Raw genomic sequence first — 16,850 nt, forward strand, 5'->3', positions numbered from 1 at the left:
AATTACTGTAACGTTAATAGTGTTACAGTAATATTTCTTGATGATATCTATAGCGTTACAAAAATAGCTTATTTTACTGTTTGAATGGAAATTTAGTTATGAAACGATAATCTTTTTAGGCGTGAAAATATATAAATGAGGTGAAATTTAATAAAATATCGATATAATTGTTACAAAATCAGTCGAAGTATGGAAAAAATTACGCCTTGATTTTCGTCTGTTACATAGTATTTTTGCAATAATAGAATTAGATAATAGCCTTAGTACCTATAAATAATGAAGAGTATTAGAATGGTAGTTGTAACGTGAAACATATATAATAGAAGAAACTCGATTTAATAGGTAAATAAAAAACGCAGGAGTGTAAACTCCTACGTTTTTGTTTATTCATATCGTAAACATTCAATTGGATCCAGTTTGGCAGCTTTGTTAGCTGGTAGTAAACCGAATAGTATACCGATTAACATAGATAGGGCAACGGAGATAAGTCCTAGTTTTAGTGAAACGACAAGTGGCCATCCTGCAAACATTGCGACAATCCATGCGAAGAAGATTCCAAGCATAAATCCGACAAAACCACCAAGTGCTGTTAAAATACAAGCTTCGATTAAGAATTGCATTAATACTTTACCACGTGTTGCACCTAATGCTTTACGGATACCAATTTCACGTGTACGCTCTGTTACAGATACTAGCATAATGTTCATTACACCAATACCACCTACAAGTAAGGAAATAGCGGCAATACCACCGAATACACTTTTTAATATACCTGTGAAGCTATCAATTTCTTTTAAGAATTCTTGTGGATCTGGTACTTCAAATTTACCTGAATGCTCTGGTTTTTTTGCTTCATTTAATGATTTTACAACTGCTTCTTGAACAGTTTCCTTATCTTGACCAGGAGCAATTTTTACCGTTACAGAATCGTAGTTGTTTTTCCCGAATAGTACAGGCCAGTTTTCTGCTGAAATGACACCTTCTTTAAATGTCATGCCACCCATCATTGCTTTTATTGAATATACGCCAACTACTTTGTATGGTGTACCTTTTATATCTACATATAAGTTTGGTTCCCATGAAGAATATAATTTATCAAAAGCATCTGTATTTAATACAATTGTGTGTTCAGGTCTGTCTAAATCAGCTGCTGTTAAAAATCTGCCGTGCTCAAGTTTGAATTTAGATGTATCTTCAAAATAATCACCTTTTGCACCGGTAATATCAAGATCTAATTCTTTTTTTCCTGCATATACTTTTTCTTTTCCTTTTACATCTGGATAAACTTCTTGCACACCAGAAATTTTGGATATACTTTCATACATGCTTGAGGAAATTTTGCCGTCCATATCTGAGTAATCTTCTGTCTTATAATTTACAGAAAACTGATCTTTTTTTTCATTCCCGATTTGTTCGCGGAACTTTGCGTTTGTTCCATCCCCAATCGAGATAATAGTAATGATGGCACTAACCCCAATAATAATACCTAGCATCGTTAAGATAGAACGCATCTTATGAGCAAAGATAGAGGAAAGGGCCATGCGTATATTTTCACTCGTATTCAAAATTAACCTCTCCAATCTTGGACGATATTTCCGTCACGAATTACAATTTGACGTGCTGCAGCTTCCCCGATTTCACGGTCATGGGTAATCATAATGATTGTTGAGCCTTGTTTATTTAATTCGTAAAAGAGGTCCATAATTTGTGTACTTGTTTTCGTATCAAGTGCTCCCGTCGGTTCATCGGCTAAAATGAATTTCGGGTTATTTACGATTGCGCGGGCAACGGCGACACGTTGCTTTTGACCACCGGATAATTCGTTCGGTAAGTGAGTAGCGCGATCAGCTAAACCGACTTTTGTTAAAGCGGCTAATGAGCGCTCGCGTCTTTCTTTTTTATCGACTCCAGCGTAAATAAGAGGTAGTTCTACATTTTGAAGCGCTGTAAGTCTCGGTAATAACATGAAGTTTTGGAATACGAATCCGATCTCTTTATTACGTACGTGTGCAAGTTCTGTTTCAGTCATGTTTGAAATATTTTGACCGGCTAGTTCGTACGTACCTGTCGTCGGTTTATCTAAGCAACCGATAATGTTCATTAATGTTGATTTACCAGAACCAGAAGGTCCCATAATTGAAGTGAATTCTCCTTGGTTCAGTGTTACGTCAATTCCGTGTAATATTTGAACGGACTCTGCACCATTTTGGAAGGATTTCGTGATGCCTTTTAAGTTAATCACTGGGCGACAACCTCCATACCATCTTTTAAGTCTTTTTCAGGTTTAGAGATAATTTCCTCTCCTTTTTTCACTCCAGAAACTTTTGCTTCGCTATCAGTCTCGAATTCAACAGTAACTGCTTGTTCTTTCGCCTTACCGTCTTTTACAACGAAGACAACATTTTTGTCACCTTTTTTCACGATACTGCTTTTCGGAACAATTGTACCAGTTGCTTCGCCAGATTTACTTGTTACGTAAACGTGGAAGCCGTTTTGTAATTCGTCACTATTATCTAATGTGACAGTGAATTGATAGTTAGAAACAGTTTTATTTTCATCCATGCTCTTTAATGGTGTAGAACCGATTTCTGTTACTTTTCCTGTCCAAGTCTTACCAGCGACAGTTTTTGATGAAACAGTTACTTCTTGCCCAACTTTCATACTAGCAAGCTCATATTCAGAAATTTGACCTTTTACTTTAAATTGACCAGCGTGACGAAGAGTAATTCCGCTCATACCTGTTTTTTCGTCAGCAGTTTTTACGATATCATCAATTACGCCATCAGCAGGACTTGTTACAGAAAGATTGTTTACTTTCTCTTTTGCTGCTTTAATCATTTCATCAGCTTTTTCAACTTCAAACTTTTTCATTTCAATTTGTGATTCTAATTGCCCAACTTCGGCTTCTGATGCTTTTAATGCTTCAGCAGGAAGGCCTGCATTTTTATCTTTTTGTAATTTTTGTTTCGCTACATCAATTTGTTTTTGGAGCAACGTTACTTCTTTTTGTGCGATTTTCTTTTGCATTTCTGCTTCTGTTACACCTTGTTTCGCAGTCGGATCATTGTATTTAAATAGAAGCTGACCTTTTTTCACTTCATCGCCTTTTTTCACAGCTAATTCATATGTTCCTTTTGTTGGATCGAATGAAATAGTTTCAATTCCATTTGGAATAACTTCGCCACCAAATTTTTGCGCGTTTTGGATTTGTTTTTCGGTTACTTTATATCCGCTATATGCCATTGCTACATCTGAACCGCCACCAGCAAATGCAAAGTATGATCCAGCTGCAATTCCGATTGCTACTACACTAGTAATTAACACTTTATTTTTCTTCTTCATCTATTTATCACCTTTTCGTTCGTTTTAGTATCTACATTAAGTATAGAAGAGGTAAAGAATCTGACAAATCGTTTTAGCTTACAATAACCTTACAGTTTTGTAAGGTATGAATATGTAAATGTAAGGTAGAGGTTGTCCTAGTGTAAGCAAATGAATTGACTCGTCGTTTCTTTCTTACAATAATATTGTATGGAGGAAAGGAGGAAGGAAGATGGAAGCTTATTTTAGCGCACACCCATTAAAACCATTTATTCCATACACAAGGCAACATGCCCTTATATTATTTATTATGTTGGTGGGGATATTTTTTCTGTATCAATACCAAGATGTATTACGTCAAAGTGAGTGGAATATAACGGTTCGATATGCAATTGCATTTTTATTTATAGGTAGTGAAATTGGGCTTCATATGTGGAAGTGGAAAGCGGGGATTTTTGAGCTAGCTACTTCATTACCGTTTGAATTATGTACGATTAGTTTATTATTAGCGTCGATTATGATCGTAACGAAAAGTTACCGCATATATGAGATTGTATTTTTCACGGGAATTATTGGCGCATCACAAGCTATTTTAACGCCAAACTTGCAGTATGCTTTTCCGCATTTTCGTTTCATTGAATATTTTATCGCGCATATATTGCTCATTTGGGCACCACTCTTTATGACTTGGGTGGAAGGCTATAGACCGACCTTGCAATCTATTAAGCGTACGATGATATTTTTAAACATATTGATTCCGCTTGTTTCGTTTGTGAATTATAAAACAGGCGGTAATTATATGTTTTTAGCTCATAAGCCAGAAACAGCTTCATTACTCGATATGTTAGGACCGCATCCTTACTATATTATTTCATTAGAACTCGCAGCGCTTATTGGGTGTTTTATTTTGTATATGCCGTTTGCAAAAAGAGAAAGGCATGCGCATAAAGAATCACTAGGATCATAACCTAGTGATTTTTTATGATTGAATATTTACAATTCAGAAAATTAAGAATAAAATTAGAGAGTAAAATATAAAGAGAGAGAAGGGAAAACGTGGTCAAAAAAGTTTTTCTGAATGGGATGGAAGTGACAATTCAATTTATTATTTCGATTTTGGGGATTATTATGTTAGGGGCTCTGCCGAAATTGTTTTATGGATTTAAGCTGGATGTATCAAAGTACATACAGAGTTTAAAAGAAGTGTTTGTGAACTTAATGGATATTTCCAATTTGCAATATGTGAAAGGTAAATTTTTATTTCCGCAGCTTTTCGTTCATTATAAAGAAACGATTATTATTTTTTTAGCTGCTTTTTTTATTTCATTATTTGTAGCATTTTGTATTGTTTATGTAATTATGAGTAGTTCACCGCGTATACAACATCGAATTAAATCATTTCTTATCTTCCTAGAATCTATTCCAGATATCCTTCTTATTTTAGTATCACAAATTTTAGTTATATGGTTTTTTAAACAAACAGGTTTTTTACCTTTTCAAATTGCTTCAATTGGAGGCGAGTCAATTAGAGGATTGCCGATACTTTGTTTGAGCATCCCGACTACGATTATGTTTGTAAAAATGGTCGTGCTTCGTTTTGAAAATGAACTAGAAAAAGATTATGTACTATTTGCTAAGGCGAAAGGGCTGGGGCGCTTTCATATTTTAAATCGTCATATTTTACGAAATGTGTTGCTTAGTACATTATTCTTTGCGAAAACGAATATCTTTTTTATGTTATCTAATTTATATATTATAGAATGGATTTTTAATACGGGTGGTATTTTTATGTTTTTGAAATCTTATTTTGGTATTAGAGTTGAGGTTTTCATCGTTAGTGTGCTTCTTATATATATTCCGATTTTTATTTTATTTAAATTGTTTCATTATCTCATTCCGGCTGCGATGAAGGAGAGATTATAATATGTGGACGTATATAAAACGTGATAAAAGATTTTGGATAAGCATTGGGTTTCTTCTCCTATTAGTTCTTTTGAGCATCGGAAATACGTTATGGAATGATGGACATATTAGACAAGTTACATTGCAATATGATGCGGATGAAAATCCACAAGTGCCACCGTTTTCACCTTCATTACAATTTTTACTCGGGACAGATCGGAAAGGATACGACCTTTTACATTTAGTTATTGAAGGCGCGAAGTGGACGATTGGTATATCTATTTTAATTGCGGCACTTAGAATGGTAATAGGTGTGTTTTTCGGTGTCGTACTCGGAACGTATATAAAAAGAGGATTTTCAAAAATTGAGGCTTTCTTTGATAGTTTTACAGTTATTCCGACAGTTATGATTGCGTATTTTTTTCTTCAATCTGCAAATGCATTTGGAAGCGGGGAGGAAACAACAACCTTTTTTGAAAGGGCTTCGTTTCAAGTTGTCTTACTTGTAATGCTTGTAATGCCAGTTATTGCACTGTATGTTGCGAAGGAAGTTCGTAAATTGCGAACGGAGGAATTTGTTGATGCCGCACGCATATTAGGTGGATCGAGAAGACATATTGTTATAAAGCATCTTTTCCCGCACCTTTATATGACGTTTATACTTGTATTTTTTCAGCAGTTTACGCAGACTCTTACTATTTTACTGCACTTAGGGTTACTAGAAATATTCTTTGGCGGAACGGTTAAGTTTTTAGGACCGATAGAAGAAATAGAATCTTACACACATGAATGGTCAGGGCTAATTGGAGTCTATTTTAGATCTTTAACAGTGCATCCATGGATTCCTCTCGTCCCAATTACATTTTTCGGGCTTACCATTTTTTCAGGAAATATGATTGTAAAAAGTCTAGAAGAGGCGATGTTGAAAGTTCGATTAGGGGGAGAGATAAAGAAGGAAGTTGTAGAAGAGGAACAATCTGCTGTACAGTCAAAGGAAGAGTTGTTTACGTTTAAACATACGATGTGAAGAGAAAAAGAAGCAAGCATGGATTTCATGCTTGCTTCTTTTTACTTTGCAGAAACTTCACCTTCAGCTTCTGTTTGCGGAATAAAGTATCCGATTATACCACCAATTATTGCTGGAACGATCCAGCCGATTCCTAAGTTATAAAAAGGAATCGTGTGTACGATATTAGCGATAAAACTTGGTATCATTCCCACATTATCAAGTGCATGAATACAGCTAATAATGAATGCTGCGATCATTGCTCCGATGTAGACAGAAGGTTTACGTTTCGTATATTTATCGATAAATGATACGAAAATTAAAATGATTGTAATTGGGTACAAAATAATTAATACAGGTAGTGTGATTTTAATTAATAAGCTTAATCCTAAGTTTGAAATAACGAAACTAAAGATACAAACGTATAGTACGAGCTTTTTGTAAGAAACATTTGTTAATACTGTTGCGAAATAGTTGGCGAATGCACTTACAACACCAATTGCTGTTGTTAAACAAGCGAAGATAATGGCGATACTTAATAAAACATTACCGCTTGTCCCAAAGAATTGGTACATAACAGTTGCTAATAGTTGACCACCGTTCTCGAATTGTCCCAAGTTTCCGTTTGAAGCTCCGATATAACCGAGTAAGAAGTAAACAATTGTTAAGAATAGAGCAGCGATACTTCCGCAAATGATTGTATATTTCGCGATAGATTTCTTCTCTTGTATACCGTTTTGACGAATTGCATTTACAACAATTGTTGATAGTACGAGAGCGCCAATTGCATCTAACGTTAAAAATCCTTCAAGAAATCCTTTGAAAAACGGGATGTCTTTATAGTCACCGATAGGCTCTGCAAACGTTCCTGGTGAAAGAATCGCTTTTGTTGCCATAATTGCAATAATTACAAGTAAAATTGGCGTTAATATTTTACCAATATGATCTACTAGCTTGGATGGATTTAATGATAAGAAGTAAACGACTGTAAAGAAAATCGCACTAAAAACTAACATAGAATACCATTGATCTGGGAAAAGTGGTGCAATCCCAATTTCATAAGATACAGATCCAGTTCGTGGAATAACAAATAGTGGGCCGATTGAAAGATAAATAATGATAGCGAATACTGCTGCGAATTTTGGATGAACACGGCTCGCTAAAGTGTTAAAACTACCACCAGCAAGGGCAACAGCAACGATAGCAAGTAAAGATAAACCGACGTCTGTAATAATAAACCCTGTAATGGAAACCCACATATTTTCTCCGGAAGAAAGGCCAAGAAGGGGCGGGAAAATCATATTACCAGCACCGAAGAAAACTGCGAAGAGTAATAAACTAATCGAAAGTATTTGCGCTGGTTTCAAAGTTGTACGCATATAAAGAAAATCCTCCTAATGAGTATTTTTGTCGAAAATTCAAATAATTTGTCGAGTAACTGTTATTATTTTAAAGGTCTGATGACTAGAAAGCAATAGGGAATTTTGAAAAAATTAAAAAATAATGCATTAAATCGAATAAATATACTATTTGTATGTTTAATAGGAAGGATTTAACTTTTAACGTAAAAAAAACACATATCGCTAGGATACGTGTATTAAAAATATATTTTTCTATCGCGTTCTTCTTTTAAAATTTCAACCGCTTCTCGGAAACGTTGTGAATGGACAATTTCTCGTTCGCGTAAAAAGCGTAAACTGTCATTTATGTCGGGATCGTCAGATTGGTTGATAAGCCATTGATATGTGGCACGCGCTTTTTCTTCAGCCGCAATATCTTCGTATAGGTCGGCAATTGGATCACCTTTAGCTTGTATATAGGTTGCAGTAAATGGAACACCAGCTGCGTTATGGTAATGAAGTGCGCTGTCATGATCGACGTAATGAGGGTCGAGACCAGCTGCCTTCATCTGTTCAGGAGTCGCATCTTTTGTCAGCTTATAAACCATTGTAGCAATCATTTCAAGATGCGCAAATTCTTCTGTACCAATATCGGTAAGGAGGCCAATGACTTTATCCGGGATTGTATAACGCTGATTTAAGTAACGTAGTGCAGCAGCTAATTCTCCATCTGCACCACCGTATTGCTCAATTAATAATTTTGCAAGTGCTGGATTACAAGTTCCTACTTTAACAGGGTATTGTAATTTTTTTTCATAAATCCACATAGTTTCTCTCCTTTATATTTGCCATGGCCAAGGACCTTTGCTCCATTCCCAAGGGGCATTAGAATAGCTATTTCCATACTGTTGAAGCGGTCCATATTTTTCTTCCATCTGTTGTTTTAATACTCTTCGTTTATAGGAAAAATCATTAAATTGGTTAATAGCTGCTGTATCGTCTGGGTGGGTGTCTAAGTAAAGGGTTAGTTCAACTAATACAAAGTCTAATTCTTGGAGATTCTCTAAAAGTCGATAATACTCTTCTGGTAGTGGCTGGTTCACGTCAGTAGTCACCGCCCTTTTTTATAAGGATTTTCGTAATAATCATAAAAGATAGGCCATAAGGTTCCTTTTTGTAGTGCTTCTTTCGGTGAGAATTGTGGTAAATTTGGCGGTTGAAAACCTAAATATAAATTAGGAGGGGTAGAGTAATATTTTTTACCAATAGGAGGACAAGGATCTTGAGGACTATGATATGGCACATATGATTTCATATATTTATCCATTAATAAACCTCCCTATATTCTTCATCACTACGTATTGTATTCAGACATAATAGGCCTTTATGACACATATAAAAAAGTAATAGGTACGGGGGGAATGAATGTGGAGAATGTGAAACAATTCATTGTATTGGAAGTGAAAAACTTAAAGGAAACTTTGTATTTTTATGAAGGGATTTTAGGAATCAAGCCTAGTTTAGAAAGACCCCAATTAGATGTAACAGGGGTTTGGTATGATGCTGATTCAATGAGAGTTAGTTTTGTAATGAATCGTAGTTTGGGTGGGCGTGAGAAGAGTGTTACGGATTCGGTTGATGTACTAATGTTTTCAATTTCTAACATAGAGAACTTAAAGAAGAGGTTAGTGTTTTATAAAATTGCATATACAGAAAACAAAAGTGAGAAGAGTATTGTAGTACAAGACCCAGATGGATATAAAATTCAAGTGATAGAGAAGGACGAATAAACGGAGGGGATTTAGTGGAGAGGAATTATGAAGAAAGTGCATTGTTTGAGCATCAATTTTGGCTAAAGGTGCTTACTGATCATTCGCAATTTTTACTTGATGCATTAGCTCCGAAGGAAAAAGAGGATATAAAAAAGGCCACTTATTTTGTTGAAACATTTACGAATCTGTTAAATAAAGTTCGTAATGTGAATCTCATTGCGTTTTCAAAAGAGGCAGAACGAGCCGCAAAGGAAATACGAACGTTTAAATTAAGTATTATACAGAAACAACTCGAGGGAAAAATCACTATTCATTTTACGCCAACTTTCATCAATCATATGGTAAACGAAGTAGAAGAGTATATAACAGTGTTAGAATTTTTAAATAAAGGAGAAGTTCCGCCTGTTTTTCATGAATTACATTATCATCTCGTTTGGTTAACGGATGCGGCTGGCCATGCAGGGTCTATTTCTGGTGGATTAGATCTTGTTGAAAAAAGATTAAAAGAGAAAAGCGAAGAATTTACGAAGCACTTTGAACAATTTTATTTAAAGGCAGTTGAAATGACGGGGTATTTACGGACAGAGCTTCATCATTTTCCTGCATTAAAGAAGTTTACAAAAGATGTTTCACTTGAGTTAAAATTATTTTCGCATTTTCTCCATGAGGTCGAAGAGCTGGAGTTATCGAATGAAATATTAAGTGCATTATCTGCTAGAATGGCGGATCATATGGCAAGAGAAGAATGTTATTACTTATTAAAATTAGCACAATCGTCTGGACTTGAGATGCCAAAATGTAATCCGCTTTAAAGAAAAAAGAGGTCAATTTTATTTGGCCTCTTTTTCTGCTTTATTTTCTCTTTTTATTTTTGCTTGTTCAATACTTGCCTGTAATGTCTCCATAATATTGATGATGTTTGGAGTTGGAGAGATTGTTTCGGTTTTTTCCTGTTGTTCAATTTTGTTTTCGATTAGTTCGGTAAGGGCTTCTTTATACTCATCTGTATACATCTCTTGTTCAAAAGGATTTGTAAGATGGTGGATTAAATTGATTGCTGCTGTGAGTTCTTGTTTTTGAATCGGATAATTTTCGTTACTTGGTAAGTTAGGTGTATTTGTTATATCGCGAATTTCATTAGGGTAGTGAATAGTTTGTAATATAAGCCCATCTTCAAAGTTACGGATAATAGCTAAATGTTGTTTTTTTCTAATGGAAATATGGATAAGACCAAGTTTATTCGTACGTTCAAGTGCTTCTTTTAATAATAAATATGATTTTTCATGTCCTGAGGTAGGGCCTATAAAATAAGAACGATCGTAGAGAACAGAATCAATTTCGTTATTTTGGACAAAAGATATAATACGAATAGATCTTGGTTCGTGAGCTTTTTGCAACTCAGCTAATTCTTTTTCATCCATAATAATGTACTTATGAGGTGCGTATTCATAGGCTTTTACAATATCTTTATCATCAATTTCTTCATCCGTACAATCAGGAGCAAATTTTTTATATTTAATAGGTGTTAAGCATTCTTTATGAAGACTTAAAAATTTTATATCGTTTTCTTCTACGGCACTGTATAGTTTGATTCCTATATTTAATAGTCCAAGTGAAAGGGCACCTTTCCATACGGTATGCAAATGAAGCCTCTCCTTTCATTCAAAAATGATTATGTATATTATGAGATAGTAAGAAATTTCCTATACGTTTTTTGTTTTTACGGAATGTTAAGCAGGAGGATGTGGGATATAAAATATATTGACAAGCCCTCCAAAATATTTTAATGTGATTGTATAAAATTGTGTATATAAAGGGGAGTAACTTATTACAGTAAAGTCGTCATTACAGGGAGAAACCCTCGGCTTTATTGGCAACGTTTCGTTGTTAGTGAGACCTTTACCAGCAATGGTAAAGGCCCCTTATTGTCTTTTTTAGGACCCTTACCATGTTTGGTAGGGGCCTTTTTGTATACAAAGAGAGGAGATATAAAAATGAAAAAACTTATTAGTAGATTAAGAGTTGTATTTCATGTTCGCCGATTTGTTCCATTCCTATTTGACTTTTTCACTTCAAAAGAGGTTTCAATAAAGAAGAAAATTTTATCTATTGCGTTTTTAGTTGGTTATGTTGCGATGCCGCTCGATTTAATTCCAGACTTCTTACCGTTTATCGGTATTTTAGATGATATTGGAATTGTATTATTTATTTTGAACCGAATTGTAAAAATGGCGCCAGTTCAATTACAAGAAAAGCATAACGTAAACGTAGGATAGGAGTTGGGGTAGAAAATATGGAGCAAATTATTTTAGATATAATCGAGTTTTTAAAGCAATTTTCTTATTTTGGAGTTGTGTTAGCATTAACGTTTGAATTTATTCCAGCAGAAGTAGTTTTGCCCATGGTTGGTTATTGGGTGTACGAGGGAGATATGAATTTTTGGCTTGCTGTATTAGCCGGAACCCTCGGCGGAACGACAGGACCTTTAACGTTATATGCACTCGGTTATTACGGTGGTCGTCCTCTATTAATAAAATACGGGAAATACTTCTTCATTAAAGAAGAACAAATTCAAAAAGCAGATGATTTCTTTGAGAAATATGGACCGGTTGTAGCATTTGTTGGACGCTTTGTGCCAGGAGTTCGAACGCTTATTTCTGTTCCATGTGGTATGGCGAAAATGAACATATGGAAATTTAGCATATATACATTTGTAGCAATGTTCCCGTTAACGACTTTGTATGTTTATTTTGGAATGAAATTAGGTCCACATTGGGAAAAAGCAGCGGATGTTGTTGGGCAATATATGTTACCGATATTAGGAGGCGTTATTCTTATCGTTGCTAGTATCTTTGTCTATAAATATATGAAAAAAAGAAACAAAACAGAATCTATCTAGTCACATGAATATTTTTTGAAAATAGATGAATAGTACAGGCAAAAGACTCTGGGGGACATACACATATAGGGAATATAAAAGAGAGAGGGGAAACAACTATGTCTTGTGAGTGCTCAGGGTCAGCATTAACTTGTTGTCCAGATAAAAATTATGTGCAAGATAAAGTGTGTAGTCCGTGGTCTGCTACTGTAGTTGCAACAGCAATTGATAATGTTCTCTATACAAATAATATTAACCAAAACGTAATTGGTACTGGCTTTGTTAAATATGATGTTGGACCAGGCCCAATTACTGTAGAGGTACTTGATTCTGCTGGGGGTACAATTGATACACAAACATTAAACCCAGGAACGAGTATTGCTTTTACGTATCGCCGCTTTGATAGTATACAAGTTGTGTTACCTGCAACACCTGCTGGAACGTATCAGGGAGAATTTTGTATTACAACACGTTATCCACTTTCATAGCAGAATAGGAGAGGATCGAAATGGGAATGAGAAGTTCCAGTTTGTCTTGTTGTTCTAATAAAACACTTGTGCAAGACCAAGTATGTACAGACTGGTCTATTACAGGTGCTGGTACTCAAATTGTATATACAAATAATATCACGCAAGAAGTATATGGTTCAGGCTACGTGAAGTATGATGTAGGTGCCAACCCGATTACAGTTGATTTTTTAGTAGGTGCAACAGTGGTTGATACAATTACTGTACAACCACAAAGTAGTGGTACTTTCACTGTCCGATATTTTACTACTGTCCGAATTACTACGACAGGAACGACTGTTAATCAAGGAGAGTTTTGTATTACAGTACGTTATCCAATCTCATAAAAAGCATACCGTGAACGGTATGCTTTTTATATTAAGGAAATAATGAAATTGGTATTCTATAAGCAACATGTAAATTCGCAACAGTACTTGCCTTCTAAATATAGTGAAGGATTACTTGTTATATTGATAATATTGATCGACTGTAGGTCTTTTCCTGTGTACGATATTGTATTACCAGGAAACACAGTGAAAATATTGGTTACTGTTCCAACGATTTGAATTGTAATTGCTTCGTTGCTGCTAGTACTATTGTAAACCGAGACAGTACCTGATATAAGTAGTATCCCATCACTTTGCCATAGTATCATTAATTGTGATGCATCTTTGGCAGAGGAGATGGTGTTATTAGTTATGAGGAAATTCCCTGCAAATTCATTTGTTACTCGCTCGCAATTTGGATTTGGAGGAGGGGGCGGTGGACAAGGGTCTGGACAAATAATAGATAAAGGAGCGAAACAGCCGATATTTTTTTTATTCTTCAATACAACCCCTCCTTTTAAGTTGTCTTTTATTACTATTAAATGTAAAAGCATGGCCGATGTGTTAAAAAAAGAAGGAAATATTAAAAATTAAGATTGTCTAATAGGCTTAAACCTTAACTTATCATTAGTGTTATAGAAAAGATTATATGTGAATAGTCATAGGAAAAGAATGATCAGACTCTTTTAGACAAAAGGTGGTTGTATACAATAGTACGAGTAATGTTGGACTTAATTTCTAATTAACTGTATATTTACAAAAATCTAATAAAGTTCATTTGTTATTTAAACGACATTAACATGTATTAGATAAAATAGCCCTTGTAATGAATCAATTATTATGAGGAGGATTCACGTGGACAGAAATGCTTTAAGAAAAGTAAAAGGCCTTATTGGATTATTAATGTTTTTTGTATTAGCATTCGTATCATTTCCATGGAGTACATCAGTCAAGGCGGAAGAGAAAAAGCAAGAAAAGGCATCAAGTGAGAAGAAGATAGTTTTTCCAGTTGTAAGTGATGTGCATATTAAAAACAGTGGAACAGATGATACGTTTCGCTGGAAAAGAGCGATTGAACAGTTTAATACACTAGCACCAAAGCAAGATGCATTTGTTATTGTAGGTGATTTCACAGATACAGGATCAGTGCAGCAATATGATCGTTTCATGCAAGTGTATAATGAAAATGCAAATAAAGATGCCGTGAGAATGAATTCTCTTGGTAACCATGATTATTGGAACGGTTTATCTGTAGAGGGCGCACAGAAGCGTTTCTTAGAAAAAACAGGTATGGAATCAATTTATTATCATAAAGTGGTAAAAGGTTATCACTTCCTTGTTATGTCTCCAGAGAATGGAACAACTCATGGCTATTATTCGGACAAGCAAATTAATTGGTTAAAAGAAGAAATGGCAAAAGCGCAAAAAGATGATCCAGAAAAACCGATTTTTGTATTTTTACATCAACACATTAAAGAGACAGTATACGGTAGTCATGAATGGGGAACACAAGATAGCGCAAAAATTAATGCAGTATTAAAAGAATACCCACAAGTTATTACGTTTTCAGGTCATTCACATTATCCATTAGATGATCCGAGATCGATACATCAAAAAGACTTTACATCAGTTGGTACATCTTCAGTAAGTTATATGGAAGTTGAAGGTGGTAAAGTACAAGGGAATATCCCGCCAGGAGCTAGTACGTTAAGCCAAGGTTTATTAGTAGAAGTAGATGATAAAGAAGTAACGATTAATCGTCGTGATTTCCATACGAATTCTTGGACAGGCGAGCCTTGGAAAATTAAATTACCAGCAAAGAAAGAAACATTTACACATGTAGAAGATCGTGATAAAGAAAAGCCATACTTTGCTAAGGATGTAAAGCTTGCTGTATCAAATGTAACAGAAAATGCGGCAACAGTAACATTCCCACAAGCGTTGGACAACCTCCTTGTTCACTCTTACCGTGTGCAGGCTAGAGATAAGCAAACGGGTGAAATGAAAAATAAATTGTTAGCATTCTCAGAGTTTTATCGTGATCCAGTGCCGAAAGATCTTACGTTTACACTGGCAGGGTTAGATGGCGGGAAAACATATACACTTGAAGTTGTTGCAATTGATTCGTTTGGTAATGAAAGTGCGCAGCCTTTAACGGCAGAAATTACTACGAAAAAAGATGATATTGATCCGAATGTAAAAGTGCCAAAGGCTGATGTTTTTGATGTGAATTTTGCAGATGGTACATTTAAAGACAATTCACCATTTGGTACAAAAGGTGATGTGAAGGGCAATGTGACTATTGAATATGATAAAGCATTGAAAAAGAATGTTATGAAGTTAAACGGACAATCTAATACATTTGGATACCTTCCATTTTCAGCAGCACAAAAAGAGAAAGTAGCAAATACATTTACGTTAGAAACGGTATTTTCAATGAATCAAATCCGTGGCCAAGGTATTTTGCAAAATACAGAGAGCGGCGGAATTGGATTTGAGTCTACAGGAAGTGGATATGTTGAATTATGGGCTCACATTGGTGGCAGCTATAAACGTGTTGGAGTTCAATTAGAAGCGAACAAAACGTATCATTTAACAGGAACGTATAACGGAAGTGAAGTAGCTATTTATGTCGATGGTAAAAAAGTAAATAGCCAACCAGCTACAGGGAAAGTGTATCATCCAAATGTACCATTTGCACTTGGAGCGGATCCTGATAGCAATGGAAATGGTGGCATTCCGTTAAATGGACAAATCGCGCTTGTGAAATTATATAGTAAAGCGTTAAGTTCTTCAGAAGTATTAGCAGCGTACAATGAGTTTTCTAACCGTACGAAATTAGAGCAAGTGAACGCGTTATATGAAGAGCTTGGAAAAGGGAAAGAAGTGTTAGCTGGTACGTATGAGTTTGGTGATAAGCCAGGTCAATATTCAAAGGAAGCATTTCAAGAACTAGAGAAAAGCTATAATAATGCAAAACAAGTGTTTGAAAATGTAGGGAGCACGGGAGAGCAAATCGTTCAAACATATAACGAATTAAAAACAGCTAATGTAACATTTGTACAATCTAAAGTAGTAGAACAACCGAAAACACCGAAAGAAAAATTACAAATCAATATTGAATCTGCAAAAGTAGTAGTGAAAAAAGCGCAAGATGCAAATGTAACGGACGGTTCAGTGAAAGCACTGAGTCAAAAAATTACAGTGGCCGAAGCTGTAGTGAAAGATGTAAAAGTAAAAGATACACAGGTAGAAACAATGAATCGTACATTAGAGTATACGATTTCACTTGTTGAAAAAAGCATAAACAAATAAGAGAGAAGAAAAGAAGCTTATCATGATAGGCTTCTTTTTTGTTATACTAAAATTAGTATAGAATGAAGGAGCGAATAATTTGGAACAGAAAAAGCTAAAAAGAATTCTTGAATATGTATGGATCGCGGTTGTGCTCCTTGTAGGATATTATTTCTTAAAAGAAAAAAGTATATGGGTTTTATTTTTAATGACGTTTTTATTAGCGGGTTTAGGCACGTTATTTATTAATTTCTTCTTTGATAGTTTAAATGCCTGGAAGAATAAAAAGAAGGGAACGAAGTAAAGGAGGGAATATATGCAAAAGTGGAAGCTCATATATCAGGTGATTATTTTCCTATTGCTTGTAGGTATTGGAATTGTGAAATACGCAACGCCAATAGGAAATTGGGCATGGTTTACAGCTTGCATCGGCATATTTTTCATTTTACAGTCGTTAACGAAAAAATATAATAGTACAGAAAAATAGCTCGCCGCTAAAACGGCG

The 16,850-nt window shown here is 35.0% G+C and carries 22 protein-coding genes; 13 read left to right on the forward strand and 9 right to left on the reverse strand.

The features are described 5' to 3' along the window. Nucleotides 1-383 precede the first annotated feature (383 nt). Genes ACTL4X_RS04215 through ACTL4X_RS04225 form a run of 3 tightly spaced genes read right to left on the reverse strand, consistent with a single transcriptional unit; the run spans nucleotide 384 to nucleotide 3,342 of the window. Complete coding sequence (locus tag ACTL4X_RS04215) at nucleotides 384-1,541, reverse strand: ABC transporter permease (RefSeq protein ID WP_002197439.1); 1,158 nt, start codon at nucleotides 1,539-1,541, stop codon at nucleotides 384-386. Nucleotides 1,542-1,567: 26 nt separating this feature from the next. Next, entirely contained in the window at nucleotides 1,568-2,242 is a 675-nt protein-coding gene (locus ACTL4X_RS04220; protein ID WP_000609104.1) for an ABC transporter ATP-binding protein, read from the reverse strand. Then, nucleotides 2,239-3,342 (reverse strand): efflux RND transporter periplasmic adaptor subunit, encoded by a 1,104-nt coding sequence (locus ACTL4X_RS04225; RefSeq protein WP_000728807.1) that lies wholly within the window; start codon nucleotides 3,340-3,342, stop codon nucleotides 2,239-2,241. The genes ACTL4X_RS04220 and ACTL4X_RS04225 overlap by 4 nt, the downstream gene beginning before the upstream one ends. 211 nt (nucleotides 3,343-3,553) lie before the next feature. Between ACTL4X_RS04225 and ACTL4X_RS04230 the strand changes: the two genes are divergently transcribed. From ACTL4X_RS04230 to ACTL4X_RS04240, 3 genes are all read left to right on the forward strand, one after another. Next, a complete protein-coding gene (locus ACTL4X_RS04230; protein WP_441394987.1) occupies nucleotides 3,554-4,288 on the forward strand; it encodes a YwaF family protein in 735 nt (244 codons plus the stop codon). Between the two features lie 89 nt (nucleotides 4,289-4,377). Then, complete coding sequence (locus tag ACTL4X_RS04235) at nucleotides 4,378-5,244, forward strand: ABC transporter permease subunit (protein WP_000239670.1); 867 nt, start codon at nucleotides 4,378-4,380, stop codon at nucleotides 5,242-5,244. 1 nt (nucleotide 5,245) lies between these two features. Next, entirely contained in the window at nucleotides 5,246-6,250 is a 1,005-nt protein-coding gene (locus tag ACTL4X_RS04240; protein ID WP_000269976.1) for an ABC transporter permease, read from the forward strand. 41 nt (nucleotides 6,251-6,291) lie between these two features. On the opposite strand, the gene brnQ2 is transcribed toward ACTL4X_RS04240, so the two are convergent. The 4 genes from brnQ2 to ACTL4X_RS04260 all read right to left on the reverse strand — a co-directional run bounded on the left by brnQ2 (nucleotide 6,292) and on the right by ACTL4X_RS04260 (nucleotide 8,896). Then, a complete protein-coding gene (brnQ2, locus tag ACTL4X_RS04245; protein WP_001260934.1) occupies nucleotides 6,292-7,608 on the reverse strand; it encodes a branched-chain amino acid transport system II carrier protein BrnQ2 in 1,317 nt (438 codons plus the stop codon). A 218-nt stretch (nucleotides 7,609-7,826) separates the two neighbouring features. Then, a complete protein-coding gene (gene cotJC, locus ACTL4X_RS04250; RefSeq protein ID WP_000265278.1) occupies nucleotides 7,827-8,396 on the reverse strand; it encodes a spore coat protein CotJC in 570 nt (189 codons plus the stop codon). Between the two features lie 12 nt (nucleotides 8,397-8,408). Next, nucleotides 8,409-8,672, reverse strand: a complete 264-nt coding sequence (gene cotJB, locus ACTL4X_RS04255; RefSeq protein WP_001075543.1) for a spore coat protein CotJB — start codon at nucleotides 8,670-8,672, stop codon at nucleotides 8,409-8,411. An 8-nt stretch (nucleotides 8,673-8,680) separates the two neighbouring features. Then, nucleotides 8,681-8,896, reverse strand: a complete 216-nt coding sequence (locus tag ACTL4X_RS04260; protein WP_000362187.1) for a spore coat associated protein CotJA — start codon at nucleotides 8,894-8,896, stop codon at nucleotides 8,681-8,683. Nucleotides 8,897-8,930: 34 nt separating this feature from the next. Between ACTL4X_RS04260 and ACTL4X_RS04265 the strand changes: the two genes are divergently transcribed. Together ACTL4X_RS04265 and ACTL4X_RS04270 are read left to right on the forward strand one after the other, a co-directional pair. Beyond that, nucleotides 8,931-9,359, forward strand: coding sequence for a VOC family protein (locus tag ACTL4X_RS04265; RefSeq protein ID WP_162837398.1), 429 nt, complete (start codon nucleotides 8,931-8,933; stop codon nucleotides 9,357-9,359). A gap of 14 nt (nucleotides 9,360-9,373) precedes the next feature. Further along, nucleotides 9,374-10,153 carry a DUF2935 domain-containing protein gene (locus ACTL4X_RS04270; RefSeq protein ID WP_000440988.1) on the forward strand — a complete coding sequence of 260 codons (780 nt, stop codon included), beginning with the start codon at nucleotides 9,374-9,376 and terminating at the stop codon, nucleotides 10,151-10,153. 18 nt (nucleotides 10,154-10,171) lie between these two features. On the opposite strand, the gene ku is transcribed toward ACTL4X_RS04270, so the two are convergent. Then, the gene (ku, locus tag ACTL4X_RS04275; RefSeq protein WP_000557740.1) at nucleotides 10,172-10,984 is read right to left on the reverse strand and encodes a non-homologous end joining protein Ku; all 813 of its coding nucleotides are present in this window, start codon (nucleotides 10,982-10,984) and stop codon (nucleotides 10,172-10,174) included. A 351-nt stretch (nucleotides 10,985-11,335) separates the two neighbouring features. Between ku and ACTL4X_RS04280 the strand changes: the two genes are divergently transcribed. The 4 genes from ACTL4X_RS04280 to ACTL4X_RS04295 all read left to right on the forward strand — a co-directional run bounded on the left by ACTL4X_RS04280 (nucleotide 11,336) and on the right by ACTL4X_RS04295 (nucleotide 13,072). Beyond that, nucleotides 11,336-11,617 carry a YkvA family protein gene (locus ACTL4X_RS04280; protein WP_000733844.1) on the forward strand — a complete coding sequence of 94 codons (282 nt, stop codon included), beginning with the start codon at nucleotides 11,336-11,338 and terminating at the stop codon, nucleotides 11,615-11,617. Nucleotides 11,618-11,634: 17 nt separating this feature from the next. Continuing rightward, nucleotides 11,635-12,240 carry a DedA family protein gene (locus ACTL4X_RS04285; protein WP_000435017.1) on the forward strand — a complete coding sequence of 202 codons (606 nt, stop codon included), beginning with the start codon at nucleotides 11,635-11,637 and terminating at the stop codon, nucleotides 12,238-12,240. A gap of 98 nt (nucleotides 12,241-12,338) precedes the next feature. Beyond that, entirely contained in the window at nucleotides 12,339-12,707 is a 369-nt protein-coding gene (locus ACTL4X_RS04290; RefSeq protein WP_001277537.1) for a DUF3992 domain-containing protein, read from the forward strand. A gap of 20 nt (nucleotides 12,708-12,727) precedes the next feature. After that, a complete protein-coding gene (locus tag ACTL4X_RS04295; RefSeq protein ID WP_000525819.1) occupies nucleotides 12,728-13,072 on the forward strand; it encodes a DUF3992 domain-containing protein in 345 nt (114 codons plus the stop codon). A gap of 56 nt (nucleotides 13,073-13,128) precedes the next feature. On the opposite strand, the gene ACTL4X_RS04300 is transcribed toward ACTL4X_RS04295, so the two are convergent. Beyond that, nucleotides 13,129-13,512, reverse strand: coding sequence for an S-Ena type endospore appendage (locus tag ACTL4X_RS04300; protein ID WP_225989749.1), 384 nt, complete (start codon nucleotides 13,510-13,512; stop codon nucleotides 13,129-13,131). Here ACTL4X_RS04300 and ACTL4X_RS04305 point away from each other — a divergent pair. From ACTL4X_RS04305 to ACTL4X_RS04320, 4 genes are all read left to right on the forward strand, one after another. Next, the gene (locus ACTL4X_RS04305; RefSeq protein ID WP_002025365.1) at nucleotides 13,397-13,645 is read left to right on the forward strand and encodes a hypothetical protein; all 249 of its coding nucleotides are present in this window, start codon (nucleotides 13,397-13,399) and stop codon (nucleotides 13,643-13,645) included. The genes ACTL4X_RS04300 and ACTL4X_RS04305 overlap by 116 nt on opposite strands. Before the next feature lie 261 nt (nucleotides 13,646-13,906). Continuing rightward, nucleotides 13,907-16,366 (forward strand): LamG-like jellyroll fold domain-containing protein, encoded by a 2,460-nt coding sequence (locus ACTL4X_RS04310; protein ID WP_071740643.1) that lies wholly within the window; start codon nucleotides 13,907-13,909, stop codon nucleotides 16,364-16,366. A gap of 79 nt (nucleotides 16,367-16,445) precedes the next feature. Then, nucleotides 16,446-16,649, forward strand: coding sequence for a hypothetical protein (locus ACTL4X_RS04315; RefSeq protein ID WP_000435797.1), 204 nt, complete (start codon nucleotides 16,446-16,448; stop codon nucleotides 16,647-16,649). 12 nt (nucleotides 16,650-16,661) lie between these two features. Then, nucleotides 16,662-16,832, forward strand: a complete 171-nt coding sequence (locus ACTL4X_RS04320; RefSeq protein ID WP_001174838.1) for a hypothetical protein — start codon at nucleotides 16,662-16,664, stop codon at nucleotides 16,830-16,832. The last annotated feature ends 18 nt before the right edge of the window (nucleotides 16,833-16,850 follow it).

The sequence above is a fragment of the Bacillus sp. RE35 genome, assembly GCF_052146655.1.
GTDB classification, from domain to species: Bacteria; Bacillota; Bacilli; order Bacillales; family Bacillaceae_G; genus Bacillus_A; species Bacillus_A cereus.

What these genes read in the sequence shown, in the direction of transcription:
- ACTL4X_RS04230 (WP_441394987.1), top strand. Translation starts at nt 3,554, where the DNA reads ATGGAAGCTTATTTTAGCGCACACCCATTAAAACCATTTATTCCATAC.
- ACTL4X_RS04225 (WP_000728807.1), bottom strand. Translation starts at nt 3,342, where the DNA reads ATGAAGAAGAAAAATAAAGTGTTAATTACTAGTGTAGTAGCAATCGGA.
- brnQ2 (WP_001260934.1), bottom strand. Translation starts at nt 7,608, where the DNA reads ATGCGTACAACTTTGAAACCAGCGCAAATACTTTCGATTAGTTTATTA.
- ACTL4X_RS04290 (WP_001277537.1), top strand. Translation starts at nt 12,339, where the DNA reads ATGTCTTGTGAGTGCTCAGGGTCAGCATTAACTTGTTGTCCAGATAAA.
- ACTL4X_RS04280 (WP_000733844.1), top strand. Translation starts at nt 11,336, where the DNA reads ATGAAAAAACTTATTAGTAGATTAAGAGTTGTATTTCATGTTCGCCGA.
- ACTL4X_RS04295 (WP_000525819.1), top strand. Translation starts at nt 12,728, where the DNA reads ATGGGAATGAGAAGTTCCAGTTTGTCTTGTTGTTCTAATAAAACACTT.
- cotJC (WP_000265278.1), bottom strand. Translation starts at nt 8,396, where the DNA reads ATGTGGATTTATGAAAAAAAATTACAATACCCTGTTAAAGTAGGAACT.
- ACTL4X_RS04285 (WP_000435017.1), top strand. Translation starts at nt 11,635, where the DNA reads ATGGAGCAAATTATTTTAGATATAATCGAGTTTTTAAAGCAATTTTCT.
- ACTL4X_RS04320 (WP_001174838.1), top strand. Translation starts at nt 16,662, where the DNA reads ATGCAAAAGTGGAAGCTCATATATCAGGTGATTATTTTCCTATTGCTT.
- ACTL4X_RS04260 (WP_000362187.1), bottom strand. Translation starts at nt 8,896, where the DNA reads ATGGATAAATATATGAAATCATATGTGCCATATCATAGTCCTCAAGAT.
- ACTL4X_RS04240 (WP_000269976.1), top strand. Translation starts at nt 5,246, where the DNA reads ATGTGGACGTATATAAAACGTGATAAAAGATTTTGGATAAGCATTGGG.
- ACTL4X_RS04215 (WP_002197439.1), bottom strand. Translation starts at nt 1,541, where the DNA reads ATGGCCCTTTCCTCTATCTTTGCTCATAAGATGCGTTCTATCTTAACG.